Below are 17,828 nucleotides of genomic sequence, written 5' to 3'. Positions count from 1 at the left end.
TGAATAAAGGGCCTTTCTGCTATATGATTTAGCAGATCGTAAAATGCAAAGGAAGATGACTGCATGAAAGATTCATTTACGATTACTGAACACCGTTCTGAAACAATATCTTCTTTACTACGGTGGTTCTTCTTAATACTTTGTGTACCTGTTTTTTATTATCAGCCTATTTCAAGTGTGCTGAAATATGAAACAGATACCTTTCCAATTCTCTTCATAATTGGAATCCTATATATGACATCCACACAATTTGTATTACACCAATTGCCCGAGACGTCTCTGTACTACCGTGTTTTTACTAGAGGTGGAATAGTTTTTGATTGCATCGCTTATGCTTGGCTGATGCAGCTAACTGGCGGAGCTGACAGCCCGTTTGTTTCTGTAGGTTATTTAATCGTTATCCATGCCGCCCTGTATTGGAGGTTAAGAGGAGCTCTTATAGTAGGAACAGCGAGTTTTATCATCCTATCTTATTTCTTCATAAGAGATAGCGGGTATATGAACACGCTTTCTTCCTTTGAATTTTTAATGAAAAGCATCTTTTTATGGTTGATCGCTTTTTACGGAGGTGTGATTGCCTCTAAAGAAAGACAACATTATCTTGAGAAGAATATGTATCAGCTTCAATCTGAACAAGACTATTTAACGGGTCTATTGAATCACCGGAAATTTCAAGAAGACGTTTTGGAAATCACAAAACAAAATAAGCCCTTCACACTTGTTTTATGTGATATTGATCGTTTTAAATGGTTCAACGATCAGCACGGTCACTTGATTGGTGATGAAGTGCTAAAGCTTGTTGGTTCAACGTTTAAACGCTTCATACCTGTAAAAGAAGGAGAAGCGTATCGTTACGGTGGAGAAGAGTTTGCCTGGATTCTCCATACAACATCTAGAACAGAAGTGAAAAATACGATTGAAACAATTAATAAGCATTTAGAAACATTTCCTTATATGTCAGGTGATGGAGGTTTACCGGTAACACTTAGCTATGGAATTGCAAGTTATGTAGAAGGCGAAAAACCTTCACAGATCATCCAAAGAGCAGATGTGCTCTTATATGAAGCAAAGGCAGCGGGAAGAAATACATGTAAACTAGATACGGTCAGAGTGAAGGGAAATCAGCTAACAATGTAGCGGTTTTCCTTTTTTCTTTCTCTATGGTTACTAACGTGTCATGGGTTCTTATCAAGAACTATCCTATAACTACCAGGAGGAAGTGGTTGTTTTTCAGGGTACGAGCCTTTGATGTCCTAATAGATTATGAGATAATAGAGTTAGAATTCAAGTGCGGAACAGGGGCTGAACAAAATGAGTTTGCAATTTATTTTGGGACGATCCGGCAGCGGAAAGTCCCACTCTGTATTTAAAGAGATTCAAAAAGAACTTACAGACCGTCCTTCAGGCAATCCAATCATCTATCTTGTACCAGATCAGATGACATTTCAATCGGAGTATAAGCTAGCCGGAGCGCCAGGATTATCGGGAATGATGCGTGCACAAGTATTTAGTTTTTCAAGGCTTGCTTGGCGTATTCTTGGCGAGACCGGTGGTTTAACAAGAATGCACATCACATCTACCGGAATAAGAATGATGCTTCGAAAAATCGTCGAGCACAAAAAAGAAGACCTTAAAATCTTTCGAAAGGCTTCTGAGCAAAGTGGTTTTTACGAATTGCTTGAGTTGATGACTACAGAACTTAAGCGATATTGTGTTTCTGCAGAAGATCTTTCGTGGAATGCTGATACACTGCTTTCTATCGGACAAAAAGAAAATAATAAAAAAGTGCTTCAAGATAAATTATCAGATCTAAGTGTCATTTCGAGTTCCTTGGATGAAGCGCTAATTGGGAAGTATGTAGATTCAGAAGATTACTTGCGTCTCCTCCAAGACAAGATTCCTTTTTCTGAGAGCATTAAGGAAAGTGAAATTTACATAGATGGATTTCATTCTTTTACCCCCCAAGAATTAGAAGTTACGGCAGGATTACTGGCTCATGCCAAGAAAGTGACCATTGCACTTACAACCGATGAATTCTTAACTTCGCAATCTGAGCCTCATGAGCTAGATTTGTTCTATATGACTAAAAAGACTGTACAGTCACTAACAGCACAAGCAAAAGAACTGGGTGTTTTCGTGGAGGAACCGATCTATCTTCATGAGAAGCCAAAATTTAATTCAACTGCCATCGCTCACATCGAGGATCAGTATGATCGAAGACCGGCCATTACGTCAGCCAAACATGAAGGTGTTGGAGTAGCGGCGGCAGTAAATGTTCGATCAGAAGTTGAGGGAGCAGCAAAAAAAATCATTGAACTCGTTCGTGACAAAGGTTATCGATATCGCGATATCGCTGTAACAGTCCGAAATTCGGGTAGTTATCAAACACTGATCGAAACGGTATTCACAGATTATGAGATACCTGTTTTTCTCGATCAAAAAAAATCTATGCTTCACCATCCCCTGATTGAGCTGATCCGTTCATCGTTAGATATTGTACTAAAAAATTGGCGCTATGAATCTGTGTTTCGAGCCGTTAAAACAGACATGCTCTATCCGCTTGATGAGATAAGAAAAACGACATCTGAGATGAGACGTTGTATGGATGAACTTGAAAACTATGTGTTAGCACTTGGTATCCAAGGCAAAAGGTGGACAGATCCAAAACCTTGGAAATATAAAAGATTTAGAGGGTTCGAATCAGAAGACTTTGGAAAGACAACACGTGACGATGAAAAGGAACAACTGATCAATGACATGCGGGATATGATTGTATCCCCATTGAGTCGTCTATCTAAAAATCTATCAAACAGTAAAAGTATCATCCAATATTGTAAAAGTCTTTATCAGTATCTTGAAGATCTCAATGTACCGATGAAACTGGAACGCTTGAGAATTCATGCAGAATCAGCAGGGAAACTACGAGCAGCATCTGAACATGGTCAAGTTTGGAATGCGGTGTTAGGTCTTCTCGATGAGATGGTAGAGTTGACTGGCGAGGAAGAACTTACAAAAGAGACGTGGATGCAAATGCTTGAAACAGGACTTGAAAGCCTTAAGTTCGCTCTTGTTCCTCCTTCACTAGATCAAGTATTAGTAGGAACGATGGAAAGGTCTCGTTTCACGGATGTAAAAGTAAATTTTGTTCTTGGCGTAAACGATGGAATCATTCCGCTAAAACCAAAAGACGATGGATTACTTTCAGAGGACGAAAGAGAAGCCCTTGATAGAAACGGTGTTGTGCTTGCACCGACTGCTCGCAGAAAGCTGCTAGATGAGCAGTTTATGATCTATCTGGCGTTAACGAATGGAAGTGACCATTTGTATGTTTCGTATGCGTTAGCAGACGAGGAAGGGAAAACGATGCAGCCTTCTATGGTCATACAGCGGTTGCACGACCTTTTCCCAGATTTAAAGGAAGAGCTATATCAAAACGAACCTGCTTTACAAAATGATATGGATTTTGTGCAGCATCCGATAAAAAGTGTCTCCTTTTTAAGTGCACAGCTTAGAGAATGGAAAAAAGGCTATCCGATCTCTTCTGTTTGGTGGGATGTATACAATTGGGTGATCGAAGACAACGAGTATGATTTCTATGCAAAGCGTGCTCTGTCTTCTCTGTTCTATTTTAATCGAGAAGCACCTCTCAGTTCATCTGTATCAAGAGACCTTTATGGCGATAAAATCTTAACGAGCATCTCAAGGATGGAGCTTTTTCAGTCATGTCCATTCTCTCAGTTCATGTCGTACGGACTGAAGCTTAAAGAACGCCAATTGTATAAGCTTGAAGCCCCTGATATCGGACAGCTTTTTCATGCTGCGTTAAAACAGATGAATGATTCACTTCAACAAAGAAGCGTAGCTTGGAGTGATCTTTCAAAGGGTGATTGTTATCGTTTAGCAGGAGACATTGTTGAACTTTTGGCACCACAGCTTCAACATGAGATTCTGTTAAGTTCCAACAGACATCTTTATATTAAGAAGAAGTTAAAAGAAGTAGTCGGAAAAGCTTCGCACATATTAAGTCAGCATGCAAAGGCGAGTGGTTTCACACCTGCTGGCCTTGAACTAGCATTCGCTTCTGGTGCAACATTGCCGCCATTAACCTATAATTTGCCGAATGGCACGACGATGGAAGTGATCGGACGTATCGATCGTGTTGATACAGCCAAAAGTTCTAAAGGACTTCTGATGCGCGTGATTGATTATAAATCCAGCTCGACAGGACTTAACTTAGCAGAGTTATATCATGGCATTGCTCTGCAGATGCTGACTTATCTAGATGTTGCAGTCACACATTCAGAAAGCTGGCTAGGTGAAGAGTCCGTTCCAGCAGGCGTTCTTTATTTCCATGTTCACAACCCGCTTTTAAATCAAAAGAAACTGCTTAGTGTAGAAGAAATCGAAAAAGAAGTGTTAAAGAAGTTTAAGATGAAAGGTTTGGTCCTTGCTGAGGAAGAAGCCGTTCAACTTATGGACAGTACAATGGAAAAACGTTCTTCTATCATTCCTGTCGCTTTAACTCAAAAAGGATTTCATAAATCACATTCCGCTATCGCCTCAAGAGAGCAGTTTAACACGATGCGTAATCATGCACGAAAGATGGCTGTAACGAGCGGTGAAGGGATTACAAACGGAGTGATCGATATCTCTCCATATGAGATGAAGAAAAAAATACCATGTACGTTCTGTTCATATAAGCCTGTCTGTCAGTTTGATCAAACTCTTGAAGAGAATCAATACCGTCAACTTCGTTCAGAAAAAGATGATGTTATTCTAGAAAAAATGCATGAGGAAGGAGGAAATGTGAATTGAAGACTTTGATCCCAAAACCAGAAGGTGCAACATGGACGGACGAACAGTGGCAAGCTATTCAGGCAAGAGGAGAAAATGTTCTCGTTGCTGCAGCAGCTGGATCGGGTAAAACAGCTGTCCTTGTAGAACGAATCATTACGATGATACGTGAAAAGGTAGCGGATGTAGACCGTTTGCTTATCGTTACATTCACCAATGCTGCCGCTGCTGAAATGAGAAAAAGAATAGGAGAAGCAATTGATAAAGAATTGTCTTTAAATCCTTCTTCTCTCCACTTAAGAAGGCAGCTTAACTTATTAAACAAAGCATCGATCTCTACTCTTCATTCTTTTTGTATTGAGGTGCTTCGTAAACACTATTATGAAACAGATCTCGATCCAGGCTTTCGTGTAGCAGAAGAAACAGAAGCAGAACTTATTCGTCAAGAAGTGATAGAGGATTTATTTGAAGAAGAGTATAGCAAAGGAGAAGACCATATTTTTTACCAAGTGGTCGATGCTTATAGTTCTGACCGAAATGATATGGAACTTCAAAAACTGATCTTATCGCTCTATGATTTTGCTCGAAGTCACCCTGATCCGAACGGCTGGCTAGACCAGATGGCAGAAACGTATCAGGTGCAAGCGGCGGCCATTGACGATCTTCCTTGGACGAAAGAGCTTCTGATCGATATATCGATACAGATAGAAGGGCTTCGTTCTTTGGCATTAAGAGCGATAGAGCTGAGCGAGCACTCAGGAGGACCTCTTGCATACGCAGAAACACTTCAAGAAGATCTCGTCTTTATCGAACGATTACTTCTTGCAAAGAATAGCTGGAGTGAACTTTATGAGGAATTTCAATCATATGAGCCTCCGAAATTAAAAGCCATTCGTGGGAAAGATGTAGATGAAGAACTGAAGAATAAAGTAAAAGCTATGAGAGACAACATTAAAAAACGGACGGGTGCATTAAAAGAAGAATATTTTGAAAGGCATCCTGATTCGTATATCGTTCATATTGAAGAGATGGCTCCTGTTGTTAAAGAACTGTCTTCCTTAGTGAAAAAGTTTGGAGAACGCTATCTTGAAGCGAAGCAAGAAAAGTCTCTTGTTGATTTTGGTGATCTTGAACATTTTTGCCTAGGGATATTGAAAGGTGAAGGGTCAACGATGGATGTGCCGGTTCCATCTAATGCTGCATTAGAGTACCGCGAAAGATTTGTAGAGGTACTAGTCGATGAGTATCAAGACACGAATTTTGTCCAAGAATCCATAGTTCGCTTAGTATCAAAAGACGGAGAAGCAGGAAACATGTTCATGGTAGGTGATGTGAAGCAATCCATTTACCGATTCAGACTAGCAGAACCACTTCTTTTTCTAACTAAGTACAAACAGTTCACGAAAGAGGGCGGCAACGGTTTACGAATTGACCTTGCAAAAAACTTTAGAAGCCGAAATGGAATCTTGCAAGCTACAAACTATTTGTTCAGACAGATCATGAACGAAACAGTAGGGGAAATTGATTACAACGATGATGCTGAATTAAAGCTAGGTGCCACTTATTATCCTGAGCAAGAGGGAAATGAACCAGAACTTCTTCTTATCAATAAAAGTCAGCCTGTAACAGATGAAGAAGGTCTTGAGAATGGAGAAGTAGAAAAATCGGAGCTTGAAACCGTTCAGTTAGAAGCAAGAGTTATAGCTGAAAAAATAAAACAGATCGTTGGAACGACGGGGAACTCTCCTCAGCTCGTACTTGATAAACATACGAAAAAATTGAGGCCGGCAAAATACAAAGACATCGTTATGTTGTTTCGGGCAACCTCCGTTTGGGCACCAGTCATACTAGAAGAGTTTAAGCAGCAAGGGATACCTGCTTATGCTGAACTTTCAACGGGCTATTTTGATGCGACGGAGATTCATGTCATGATGTCACTCTTGAAGGTGATCGATAACCCTCTGCAAGACATACCGCTTGCAGCTGTTCTTCGTTCCCCCCTTGTCGGAATGACTGGTGAAGAACTTGCAGTGATCAGATTGAAACAAAAACAAGATAATTATTTGGGAGCCGTAGAACTGTATCGTGCTGAAGGAGAGAACGCTCAGATTCAAGAGAAGGTCTCTACGTTTTTAGATCAGCTGGAAAAGTGGCGTCATCAAGCGCGTCAAGGATCTCTTTCTGACCTGATTTGGGAGATCTACCGAGAAACCGGATATTTTGATTATGTAGGCGGATTAACTGGTGGAAAACAACGACAAGCGAACTTAAGAGCTTTAAATGATCGAGCGAAAATGTATGAAAGTACATCTTTCAGAGGGCTTTTCCGCTTTCTACGTTTTATTGAAAGAATGCAGGAGCGTGGAAAAGATCTAGGAGCGGCAAGAGCGCTAGGTGAGCAAGAAGATGTTGTTCGTGTAATGACGATTCATAAAAGTAAAGGCTTAGAGTTTCCTATTGTATTCGTTGGAGGTATCAACAAACAGTTCAATACAAGAGATCTGAACGAAAAAGTTCTTCTTCATAAAGAACTCGGACTAGGAACTCAATATATAAATCCAGAGTACCGAATTGCCTATCCGACACTGCCGAAGCTTGCGATCGCCGGAAGAAAGAAAATGGAATTGATCGCAGAAGAGATGCGAGTTCTATATGTTGCTCTCACACGTGCAAAAGAAAAATTGTACGTAGTCGGCACAGTAAATGACATTGAAAAATCTGTGGATGCATGGAGGGATTCTCTTTATGAAGAAAACTGGATTCTACCAGACTTTGAAAGAGCTGGTGTAAAGAGCTATCTCGATTGGATCGGGAGAGCGGTCATCCGCCATAAGAATGCAGATCCTCTCCTATCGCTTCTTGGAACAGGTGAAAGAGGTAGAGGTGAAGTTTATCTGGATGAAACAGATTGGAAGATTACCGTTCTGCAAGCGAGTCAATATGAAGAGTTGAAAGTTGAAGAGAAAGAAAAACAAGAAGAGTTGCTGAAGCAGTTAGAGAACTATGAAAGAGTGAATCTTGCTTCAGATGACTTTAATGAAGTCCAACGTCGACTCCAATGGCGATATACGAATAAAAATTCGACATACACCCGTTCCAAACAGTCTGTTACAGAGATAAAAAAACAATATCAAGCAGATGAATACAGTTCTACAGAATTAGTAAAAGCCGCCCAACAAGTTATACATGAGCGGCCAAAATTTATGCAAGAAGAGCAGTTGAATGCAGCTGAAGTAGGTACAGCGATGCATATGGTGATGCAGCATATTGACTTTAGAAAGCCTGGTACACTAGAATCTCTCGAAAATCAGCTTGCAGAAATGGAAATGAAAGAGTTGCTTACAAGAGAACAAGCTCAATATATCCAGCTTCCACAGATCCAGAAGTTTATGGAAGGGCAACTTGGCGAGAGAATCAAAGAGAACGACGAGAATTTGAAAAGAGAAATTCCGTTTAGTATGGCGCTTCCGATATCAGAGATTCAAAGAGAGTGGATTGGTGAAGAAGAACATGTTCTCGTTCAAGGTGTTATTGACTGTCTGATCGAAGAGGAAGACGGATATATATTGATTGACTACAAAACAGACAGAATTACGAACCGGTTTACAAACGGGTTTACAGGAGCAAAGGATATCCTGTACAAACGTTACGAGTTGCAACTGAATTTGTACGCAAAAGCCATTGAAAGAATATTAAAGAAACCTGTTAAAGAAAGTTATCTTTACTTTTTTGATGGTGGACACATTCTTCAAGTAAAATAAGGAGGGATATGATGCGATTACTTCATACAGCTGACTGGCATCTTGGTCGATCATTGGAAGGACGCAGCAGACTTCAGGAGCAGCAAGATTTTCTAGACGAACTTGTCGAGATCGTACGACGAGAAAAAATAGATGCTGTTCTGATGGCAGGAGATGTATTTGATACGGTAAACCCTCCAGCTGCGGCAGAGCAAATGTTTTATGATGCACTGTCACGGATTAATAGAAACGGAGAATGTCCGTTCATTGCGATTGCTGGAAATCATGATCATCCTGAAAGACTAGCAGCCTCTTTTCCCCTATTAAGAGAACTGGGCATCACACTTGTAGGACTGCCAACGCTAGAACTTCAGCGTGTTCCGATCAAGAGAACGGGAGAGATCTTAGAAATCGCTGCTCTGCCGTATCCTTCCGAATCAAGACTAAAAGTACTACTGAGTGAATCTGCTGAAGAATTAGATGTAAGAACTCAATATGATGATTGGGTGGACTCGTATTTTAAACAGATCACCTCTCACTTTACGCCAGGAAACGTGCATGTTGCGATGAGTCATCTTTATGTTGCAGGAAGCAAGGAAACCGATTCTGAGCGACCTGTTCACATAGGTGGTGCGTATACGGTAGCTGCAGAAAGTCTTCCGAGTGCAGCTCAATACGTTGCATTAGGCCATCTGCATCGTCCACAAAAAATCAAACGAGCAAAAACAGATGCAAGGTATTCAGGTTCTCCACTATCTTATAGTTTCTCTGAAAGTGGACAAGCAAAATCTGTGTCCATTATTAACATAGAACCAAACGGTATTGCAGAAGTTGAAGAGCTTCATCTAACTTCGGGAAAACCGCTAGTAGCATGGGAAGCAAAGAATGGGGTCCAGGAGGTCATTTCAGGAATTCAAGATGGTTTGCATCAGAATTGCTGGATTGATCTATCCATACATGTAGATGATGCACTTTCGATGGAAGAAATTCAACGACTTAGAAAATCACATGATGGCATTGTTCATATCAAACCTGTGTATCGAGAAAAGTCTGGAGAACAAATCTCTGTATCTGCTCAAAAACTGCCTGTTGATGAACTGTTTACAACGTTTTATAAACGACAGACAGGGGGAGCGTTGCCAGATGAGGAGTTGACCTCCTTATTTCTTGATCTTGTTGGAGAAGAGGGAACAGAAGGAGAGGAACGAGAATGAGACCTATAGCATTAACCGTTTCAGGCTTGCAAAGTTTTCGAGAAGCACAATCCGTTCCTTTTCATGAACTCTGTTCTGGCGGAGTCTTCGGTATATTTGGACCGACTGGAAGCGGGAAGTCCACGATTCTAGACGCTGTTACACTAGCACTATATGGAAAGGTAGAACGAGCGGCTGGTGGAACACATGGAATCATGAATCAGGCTGAAGATAAACTGTCTGTTTCGTTTACGTTTCAGATCGGTGAAGGTGCTCAGCAAAAAGAATACAGTGTGGAGCGCATCTTTAAACGAAGTGGCGAACATTCCATTCGAACTAGTACTTGTCGATTAATTGAGGTGGTAAATAGTGAATCAATCGTTCATGCCGACAAAGAACGAGATGTAACGCGTCTTGTTCAAGAGCTGATCGGACTGACAATCGATGATTTTACGCGAGCGGTCGTTCTGCCTCAAGGTAAATTCGCTGAATTCTTATCTCTTAAAGGTGCTGATCGAAGACAGATGCTGCAACGTTTGTTCCAGCTTGAAAAGTACGGAGATCAATTAAATCAAAAGCTAAAGAAACGGTCGGATGAACAAAAAAATCGTCTGAATGAGATTACAGCTGAACAAACAGGTCTCGGCGAAGCTTCATTTGAATCGTTAGAACAGGCATTGGTTCACCTAAAAGAAAATGAAAAAAAGTTAGAAAAAGTAACAAAACAATACAAAGATGAAGAAGAGAACCTCAAAACGCTTGAGGTGTATTGGGATGCTCAAGTTCAGAATGAAAAGCTGATTGAAGAGAGAAATGAACTGAACAAACAGGAAATCCATATGAAACGTGTTCAAGGAGATTTAAAGAAAGCTGTTTATGCAGACAAAATTGCTCCCTATGCGAACGAGTTGAAGCAATCACTCTCAGATGAGAAAAAGTTACGCGAAGAGCAAGAGCAACTGAAGAAGCGGACTGAAAAACTTCAGACCATTCTTGAAGAGCTTGAAGAGAAATATGAAGCAGCCAAAAAGGCGATCAACGAGGAAGAGCCTGTTCTTATCGAAAAAAGAAGTGGCTTAAGAGAAGCAGTTGACTGGGAAAAGGATCTTGAAAGAAAAAATCAGATTTTGCAGAATGAAACGGAAAGGCATAAACAATTGGTGACTTTGTATGAAGAATGCGAAAGAGCTGAATATGATGCCACGCAAGTTCTTAAACGTGGGAAAGATAAACAATTCGCTTTAAAGAAAGAATTATCTCAAATTGAAATCACCCAAAATGATCGCCGTTTATATCAACATGCTATTCTGCTTAATCAACGATTAGAAGATGTTCGTGATGAAGAGAAAAAGACACAAAAAGAAATCTCCGTTTCAGAAGTTGAAATGACTTCTGCAGAAAAAGCAAAGAAACAGATCAGTTCAACAATAGTTAACAGTTACGATGCAGGAAAGAAAGTGCTGAAAGATATTCAGCAAATGTTTGAAGAAGTGTCTGAAGTTCTGCGTACAAATGAAAAGATCTCAAAAGCTTCGATGGATAAACTGCGTGAATGGAAGGACGAACAAGAAAAAATAAGGATCAGCCATTTGGCTGCACAGCTTTCTGCAGAATTAAAAGAAAACGAACCGTGCTCAGTATGCGGTTCAACAATTCATCCATCACCGAACCAAATGCATGCAAATGTTGAACATGATAACGAGCGTATTCACGAATTAGAAGAAGCAATCGAACGTTTGAAGGAAAATTATCATGAGCTGAAACACCTAAGTGAAGGACTTGAAAAGGATTCCCAAACGCTATGGAAAAAACTTAATCTTGCTGAAGCTGAAACTGCAGCATCAGATCAAAGCACGATCACAGTTGAGAAAGAAGAACTCAAAGCGTTTTCTTTGGATCAGTTCAAGGATCATGTAGCGAGAGTAAAAGGGATTAAGCAAGATAAGCTCTTGATTGAAGAACGCATGCAGAAGTTATTATCCAAATTAGAAGATGATCAAAAACAATATGAACGAATTTCTATTTCGTTTGAAAATAATGATGAAACAACTAACAAGTTAAAACAACAGCTTCTTTTGATATCGAAAAAAATAGACCATATTCAATTGGAATGGGAGCAAGCAGAGATCCCCTTTTCATCAGAGGAGCTTAAAGAGCAGCTAGAACGATTTCAACAAAAAGAAAGTCGCCAAACGGAAATCGTAAAAAGTTTAAATATTGCAGAAGAATTTTTAGAAACACAAACGAAAAAAATGGAATCCGCCAAAGAGCAAAAATCTGAGTTGAAGACGAGTTTATCGGTCTCTTCTAAACAATACGAAATGCTGCAAAAAGAAATTCAAGATAGTAAAGAAAAGCTATATAACAGAGTAGGCGATCAAAAAGCTCAAAGAGTTCTTGAAGATGTTCAAGATGCGTTGCAGAGTCTCAAGACATCATTCATTCATTCCGAACGAGAATATGAAAATGCTAAAAAGCAGTACGTAGAGAGTGATAAAGTATATCATTCTGCTGTTCAAAGGAAGAATGATGCTGAATCTAGAGTAGAAAAAGCAACACAAGAATGGAACAAACAGTTAAGTAAGTCTGATTTCCAATCATATGAAGACTTTGAAAACTGTTTAAAAGATGAGCACGTTCAGATGGAATGGGAAAATCAGTTAGCAGATTATCAAGATCGCTGTAAGTCAAATGCTATGGCATTAGATGCGATAAAAGAAAAACTCCCTAAGGAGATTCTATCCGTTCAACATGTTGAATCGGCAAAAAGCCAGCTGCAGAGTCTCAAAGTAGAAATGAACCATACGCATGAAGCTGTTGGAGAAGCGCGACAAAGGTATATGATGATCGAGAAAAATCATGCACGTTACAATGAACTGGAAACGGAAAAGAAAAAGGTCTCTCATTTACTAGAGCAATTAGGTAAACTTCAAAGTGTGTTCCGTGGAAATACTTTTGTTGAATTCATGGCTGAAGAGCAATTGCATCTTGTAACACGTGATGCGTCTGGCAGGCTCGCTAAACTTACTCGTGGACGTTATGCGATCGAAGTCGATTCAGCGGGTGGTTTTGTTATTCGTGATGATGCCAACGGAGGAATCAAACGCCCTGTTACCTCTTTATCTGGGGGAGAGACATTTTTAACATCCCTTGCACTCGCGCTATCACTATCTGCTCAAATTCAGCTAAGAGGGAAGTTTCCTCTTCAGTTTTTCTTCTTAGATGAAGGATTCGGCACACTTGATCAAGAGCTGTTAGATACAGTTGTAACCGCGTTAGAAAAAGTAAGGATGGAAAACTTTTCGATCGGGGTTATATCTCACGTTCCTGAGTTAAAAGCAAGACTAACGAAACGACTTATCGTCGAACCTGCTGAACATTCTGGCAGAGGAACTCGGGTTAAATTAGATCAGTTATAAAAAGGATGCAGGGCGTATACGCTCTGCATCCTTTTGTTATTCGATAATTCCATGACCGATGACTTTAACATTCACTGAAGCGGTATAATCTATATTCGGATACTCTTCGTTCCAATTTAACTTCTTCCATGTTGGATTATGGAATGCGATTAGTTTCCTGCCAACCCCAAAAGCATCACTGTTCATGTCTTGAAGCTTTTTTAGGACATTATTTGCTTCTTTTGTTAATGACTTTGTTAGGGCGTGTTCGATTTTATTGATCTTCTTTTTAGAAGTGAGATTATCCCCAGGGTACTCTGTAATAACGACGCTCATATTAAGTGTAATGTGAGCGGAAATTTTATCATCAGGAGAAACATTTACGTTGAACGTTCTTTTATTTCTTTTAACTTTTATTGAAACGTAATTTAAAATTCTATCTTTATGTTTGTTAGATATTTTCCTTGTTAAAGACATGGAGCGGTTTTTTTGTTTCCCGGTGAGCAACGTGAATAATACTCCTTGAGCACCATGTATCGTTCCTACCATCTTATTACCATGAAAAACAGCAATGCCATTAACGGATACAGCATTCTTCTCAGCTACGAGATAAGGTAACGCAAAATCTTGACCAGGATCAAACATAATAGGGCATACGGTCTGTATATTTTCTACTGGAACAATTGCTGCATCTTCTGCTGATCGAATGGATTCATTCAAGTATGTTCCAACGCCAATCGAAGTTTCTGTCTCTTCAAACCTTGCACTTAGTACATCAGAAGCTTTGCCTTTTGCTACGGCAATGCGAGCATTTAGAGCGGACTTGGGATCTCGGTAAAAGACATCTAAAATGTGATAGATATCTTTTCTTGCAGCTTCTTCTCCTAAGATCACAATCAGATTTTTAGAAGCATCAACTTTCTCGGAAACTTTTCGATCTAACTTAATTCTACTTTGTCGAGCCGTATTCCCTACAGCATGAAAAATTTGATTATTTACTTGTCCTGTTCCTGTATCCGTATTGATGGATTGTGGAATAGAGGCGGAGTTTCTTATTTTTCCGTTCTTTAAATAGTCAAATCCTGCCGCTCTGACCAATTTGGTCTCGTTTAGTTGAGTTTGATCCCAACATCCAGTTAATAATAATAGGCTAGAAAAAAGAGAAATTAACTTAACACTCCTCATGTCGAAACTGCTCCTTTTTCTTTTCTTTTTCTAAATATAGCAATCAGCAATAAGAAGATTGGAAAGAGCGAAGAACAGCATAATGCAGACATACCAATTAACTTTGACCACAGCTGAACATCTAGTTTACTCCCTGGAATTGAAGCGATTAAAGCACAGATAATTCCCACATAAGGTGCGGCAGATTTATGATGCTTCAGTTTAAACAGTGTCTGCACACCTTTTGCTGTAAAGAAAAGATAACTGATAAGGGAAGTTGTAACAAATACAATCCATATGGACAGGAAGATAAGGTCTGTCCTCTCCAAAATCTTGAATGAAAAAGCTTTTAACATATACAGCACTGGCTCTGGAACAATCACAATTTCAACTGGATTGAAAAAAATATATGTTGTAAAAGTCACAAAGCAGTAGAAAAGAGTGACGCATAAAGAAGCATAAGATATTACTTTTAATTTACTGTTCGATCTTCCTTGCGTATAAGCTAAGAATACGAGCGCTGTATCAAAGCCAAGTAAAGAGATTAACGCATCAGAAGACCCTGATAGTATTGTTTTAATTCCCGCTGCACCTACCGGAAAAGCATAAAGAAGGTGAACATCACTATAGGCATATGCAACAAAGAAAAATAGCACAAGCAGCAATGGCGAGACTAACATCAAAAACCTGGCGATCTCTCTTGCCGTACATGTAATACAGTAGACACACGTAAGAGCTAAAATTAATATAACAACTAACCGTGGAGTCTGAAAGAAGATCCATTTTGATACGATGCTGTTGTATAGGATTAGAATGATTACACAAACAGAGAACAAGTGAACAACGAATAAAATATTCAGAACAACTCCTAATTTTGTCCCGACGATTTTAGGTATAAAGTCAAAGATCGTCTGCTTAGGATACATCTCGCATAATTTCCAAATAGCAAGTATGGAGATTTGAATAAAGAGTCCTGCTAAGAGTAAAGAGATCCAGCCGTCTGTTTTCGCTTTAGCGAACAACGTATAAGGAAGTGACAGTACACCAACACCAATTTGGGATTGAATGATAACAAAGAACAGCTGTCTATGTGTAATTGTATGGCTGCTATTCATGACTTCTCCCACTTTCTCGTATGATTATCTTCATCTTTTTTTAGTGGCTTGATGTCACTAGGACGAGAGTTCATCTTGAAAAAAGGTAAACGAATGATTGTATCTTTTAGATCTCCTATTTTAAAAGGTGCGAGCGGTGCAAAGTATGGCGTACCAAATGAATATAAACGACATAGATGAAAAAACATGATGATCAATCCGAATACGATGCCTAAGAAACCAAAAGTCGCGGCAGCTACCATAAATGGAAAGCGCAATAAGCGAACAGCTAAACTCATCTCATTGGAAGGTACTGTATATGCAGCAATCGCTGTCGTCGCAACAACGATGATCATTAGGTTTGAGATGAGTCCTGCTTTAACAACCGCATCACCGATAACTAAGCCGCCAACGATAGCGATCGTGGAACCAATCCTTGTTGGGAGCCGAATAGCGGCTTCGCGGATTAATTCAATCGTGAGCTCCATCACTAACGCTTCAAAAAGTGGTGGGTACGGGATATTTTCAAGTGAACTTTTCATCAATAGTATGAGTGCTGATGGGATGACCTCGTAATGAAAAGAAACAATCGCAATATAAAAGGCTGGAAGACCGATCGCAATGAAAAAGCTGAATAAACGGATCATCCTATAGAAGCTTCCTAACATCCAACGTTTGTTATAATCATCTGGTGTTTGAAAGAATACAAAAAAGTTCACGGGAGCAAGGTTTACGGTAGGTGAACTATCATATAAAAGAGCTACTCTTCCTTCCATCAGGTTTGCAGCTACACGGTCAGGTCGTTCTGTACTCAACGTTTGGGGAAACAAACTAAATGTTCTATCTTCAATACTTTCTTCGATATTCCCCGGAGTCATAACAGAATCCGCTTCTATCGAAGTTATTCTTCTTTCAACCTCATGAAGAATCTCTGGATTTGCGATATCAGACATATAAAGCATTGCAATATTCGTGTGAGTCTCTTTTCCCACTTTTAAATACTTTACTACAAGCTTTTGACTTTTAAGGCGCTTACGAATTAGAGCTATATTCGTCGACATACTCTCAATAAAACCTTCATGAGAACCACGGATAACGGCCTCGTTATCTGGTTCAGATATGTCACGTTCTGTTTTGATCGGAGTAAATACAGAAAAAAAGCAAGTGCTGTCTTTAGTAAATATCAATGTATACGACTGCAAGAGTAACTCTTGAATCTTCGTGAAGTCTGTTTGTTTCTTAAAGTCTATATTGATTACTTTTTCGAAGGTGTGAAGATCAATATCTTTGTCCAATTCAAATAAAGGATTCAATATCAAATCTTGAAGTTTCTGTTTATCAATAATTGAGTCCAAGAAAATTAATGCCACTTTGCTCTTGTCAGCAGGCATCTCAACCCAATGAGTCATCAAATCTTCCGAAGATGAAAAACTCTTTTCAATGTCATTTAACAGATCATTTATCGATTGATGCTGATTTACATTTGCATCCTGCTCAGATTGAGATTTTTTCACAGAAGTTTGTTGAGAGGATGAACTAGACTCTTTTTCTTTTTCTATTACAGTCTGTTTTTGTTCGAGCAATTTTTTTGGTTTTTTAAAGAAAGTCATGATGAACATCATCCCGATTCGCAATAATTTGGTTTAGTTTTTGCTACCTCAACGTAATTATGCGGATAAGGTACTATTTTTCAAAAATGAGTCAGAAATTGTCATTATGAGTAAAAAATTGTGATAACATAGACAGAGATAAAGAGAGAAGGGGGCGGCACCATGACAGGAAGGGCACAATTTATTCCTGCTTTAACTAAGCCGAATACATATTTTGCATTTTATAATGAGTGGAAAGATAAAGAGGGTTTTTGGATCCGTTTTTTTGCCATTTTAGTCACTAGCGGATTGCTGCATGCACTATCTTTTTTTGCAGCGTTTCCTTCGTTCAAGACGATTTCTTTTGTAGAGGCAGCGAAATTAAGTGGTATGGAACTTGAGTTGTTACGATATCTCATCGCTTTAGTAGGCGGTGCTTGGGGTATGATTGTCCCATTCTTAGTGATAAATTCAGGAGCACTTTTTTTATATATTTTCTTCCGAGACATTGGATATAAAGCACTCTTTTATGTAATGACAACGGTATATCTTCTATTTATTCTCGGATTACTCTTTGAACTTCCGGTTCAGTTCGTAACGGGTGCTGAAGAAGTTGTGCAGCCATTAGGTTTCGGTTTTGCTGGTGTTCTATTCTTTAAGCATGGTTTTTGGCAAGAACTCTTGAACTCCATCAATATTTTTACCATCTGGGGTTCGGTTGTTATGTATTTTGCACTTCGTCAGTTGTCGTTTAAAGAAAAGAAATACTGTCTAGTTGTTACGATCGGAACTGTTGTTGTTTTCATATTATTATCTTCACTATATGCTGCATTAGCTAGTGGACAGTTGGTTTAAG

Annotated in this window: 9 protein-coding genes; 6 read left to right on the top strand and 3 right to left on the bottom strand. The window is 39.4% G+C overall.

Features of this window, described 5'->3' with window-relative positions; translation table 11 throughout:
* Positions 1–63: 63 nt before the first annotated feature.
* From H9648_RS16615 to H9648_RS16595, 5 genes are all read left to right on the top strand, one after another.
* Entirely contained in the window at positions 64–1,137 is a 1,074-nt protein-coding gene (locus tag H9648_RS16615; RefSeq protein ID WP_191754925.1) for a GGDEF domain-containing protein, read from the top strand.
* A 174-nt stretch (positions 1,138–1,311) separates the two neighbouring features.
* The gene (gene addB / locus H9648_RS16610; RefSeq protein ID WP_191754924.1) at positions 1,312–4,815 is read left to right on the top strand and encodes a helicase-exonuclease AddAB subunit AddB; all 3,504 of its coding nucleotides are present in this window, start codon (positions 1,312–1,314) and stop codon (positions 4,813–4,815) included.
* Positions 4,812–8,555, top strand: a complete 3,744-nt coding sequence (gene addA, locus H9648_RS16605) for a helicase-exonuclease AddAB subunit AddA (RefSeq protein WP_191754923.1) — start codon at positions 4,812–4,814, stop codon at positions 8,553–8,555. The genes addB and addA overlap by 4 nt, the downstream gene beginning before the upstream one ends.
* Positions 8,556–8,566: 11 nt before the next feature.
* Positions 8,567–9,748, top strand: coding sequence for a metallophosphoesterase family protein (locus H9648_RS16600; protein WP_191754922.1), 1,182 nt, complete (start codon positions 8,567–8,569; stop codon positions 9,746–9,748).
* Positions 9,745–13,146, top strand: a complete 3,402-nt coding sequence (locus H9648_RS16595) for an AAA family ATPase (protein WP_191754921.1) — start codon at positions 9,745–9,747, stop codon at positions 13,144–13,146. Before H9648_RS16600 ends, H9648_RS16595 begins: the two co-directional genes overlap by 4 nt.
* Before the next feature lie 36 nt (positions 13,147–13,182).
* On the opposite strand, the gene H9648_RS16590 is transcribed toward H9648_RS16595, so the two are convergent.
* The 3 genes from H9648_RS16590 to H9648_RS16580 are packed head-to-tail and all read right to left on the bottom strand — an operon-like array spanning position 13,183 to position 16,897.
* Positions 13,183–14,310 (bottom strand): Ger(x)C family spore germination protein, encoded by a 1,128-nt coding sequence (locus H9648_RS16590; protein WP_191754920.1) that lies wholly within the window; start codon positions 14,308–14,310, stop codon positions 13,183–13,185.
* Positions 14,307–15,404, bottom strand: coding sequence for a GerAB/ArcD/ProY family transporter (locus H9648_RS16585; RefSeq protein ID WP_191754919.1), 1,098 nt, complete (start codon positions 15,402–15,404; stop codon positions 14,307–14,309). The genes H9648_RS16590 and H9648_RS16585 overlap by 4 nt, the downstream gene beginning before the upstream one ends.
* Positions 15,401–16,897 (bottom strand): spore germination protein, encoded by a 1,497-nt coding sequence (locus H9648_RS16580; RefSeq protein ID WP_404825767.1) that lies wholly within the window; start codon positions 16,895–16,897, stop codon positions 15,401–15,403. The genes H9648_RS16585 and H9648_RS16580 overlap by 4 nt, the downstream gene beginning before the upstream one ends.
* A 258-nt stretch (positions 16,898–17,155) precedes the next feature.
* Between H9648_RS16580 and H9648_RS16575 the strand changes: the two genes are divergently transcribed.
* Complete coding sequence (locus H9648_RS16575; protein WP_191754917.1) at positions 17,156–17,827, top strand: hypothetical protein; 672 nt, start codon at positions 17,156–17,158, stop codon at positions 17,825–17,827.
* The last annotated feature ends 1 nt before the right edge of the window (position 17,828 follow it).

The sequence above is a fragment of the Fictibacillus norfolkensis genome, assembly GCF_014836645.1.
Taxonomy (GTDB): domain Bacteria; phylum Bacillota; class Bacilli; order Bacillales; family Fictibacillaceae; genus Fictibacillus; species Fictibacillus norfolkensis.
Note: the sequence above shows the minus strand (reverse complement) of the source record. Positions and strands in the feature narration are given on the sequence as shown.

Coding starts and splice junctions, on each gene's coding strand:
- H9648_RS16615 (WP_191754925.1), top strand. CDS start 64: ATGAAAGATTCATTTACGATTACTGAACACCGTTCTGAAACAATATCT.
- addB (WP_191754924.1), top strand. CDS start 1,312: ATGAGTTTGCAATTTATTTTGGGACGATCCGGCAGCGGAAAGTCCCAC.
- H9648_RS16600 (WP_191754922.1), top strand. CDS start 8,567: ATGCGATTACTTCATACAGCTGACTGGCATCTTGGTCGATCATTGGAA.
- H9648_RS16595 (WP_191754921.1), top strand. CDS start 9,745: ATGAGACCTATAGCATTAACCGTTTCAGGCTTGCAAAGTTTTCGAGAA.
- H9648_RS16590 (WP_191754920.1), bottom strand. CDS start 14,310: ATGAGGAGTGTTAAGTTAATTTCTCTTTTTTCTAGCCTATTATTATTA.
- H9648_RS16585 (WP_191754919.1), bottom strand. CDS start 15,404: ATGAATAGCAGCCATACAATTACACATAGACAGCTGTTCTTTGTTATC.
- H9648_RS16575 (WP_191754917.1), top strand. CDS start 17,156: ATGACAGGAAGGGCACAATTTATTCCTGCTTTAACTAAGCCGAATACA.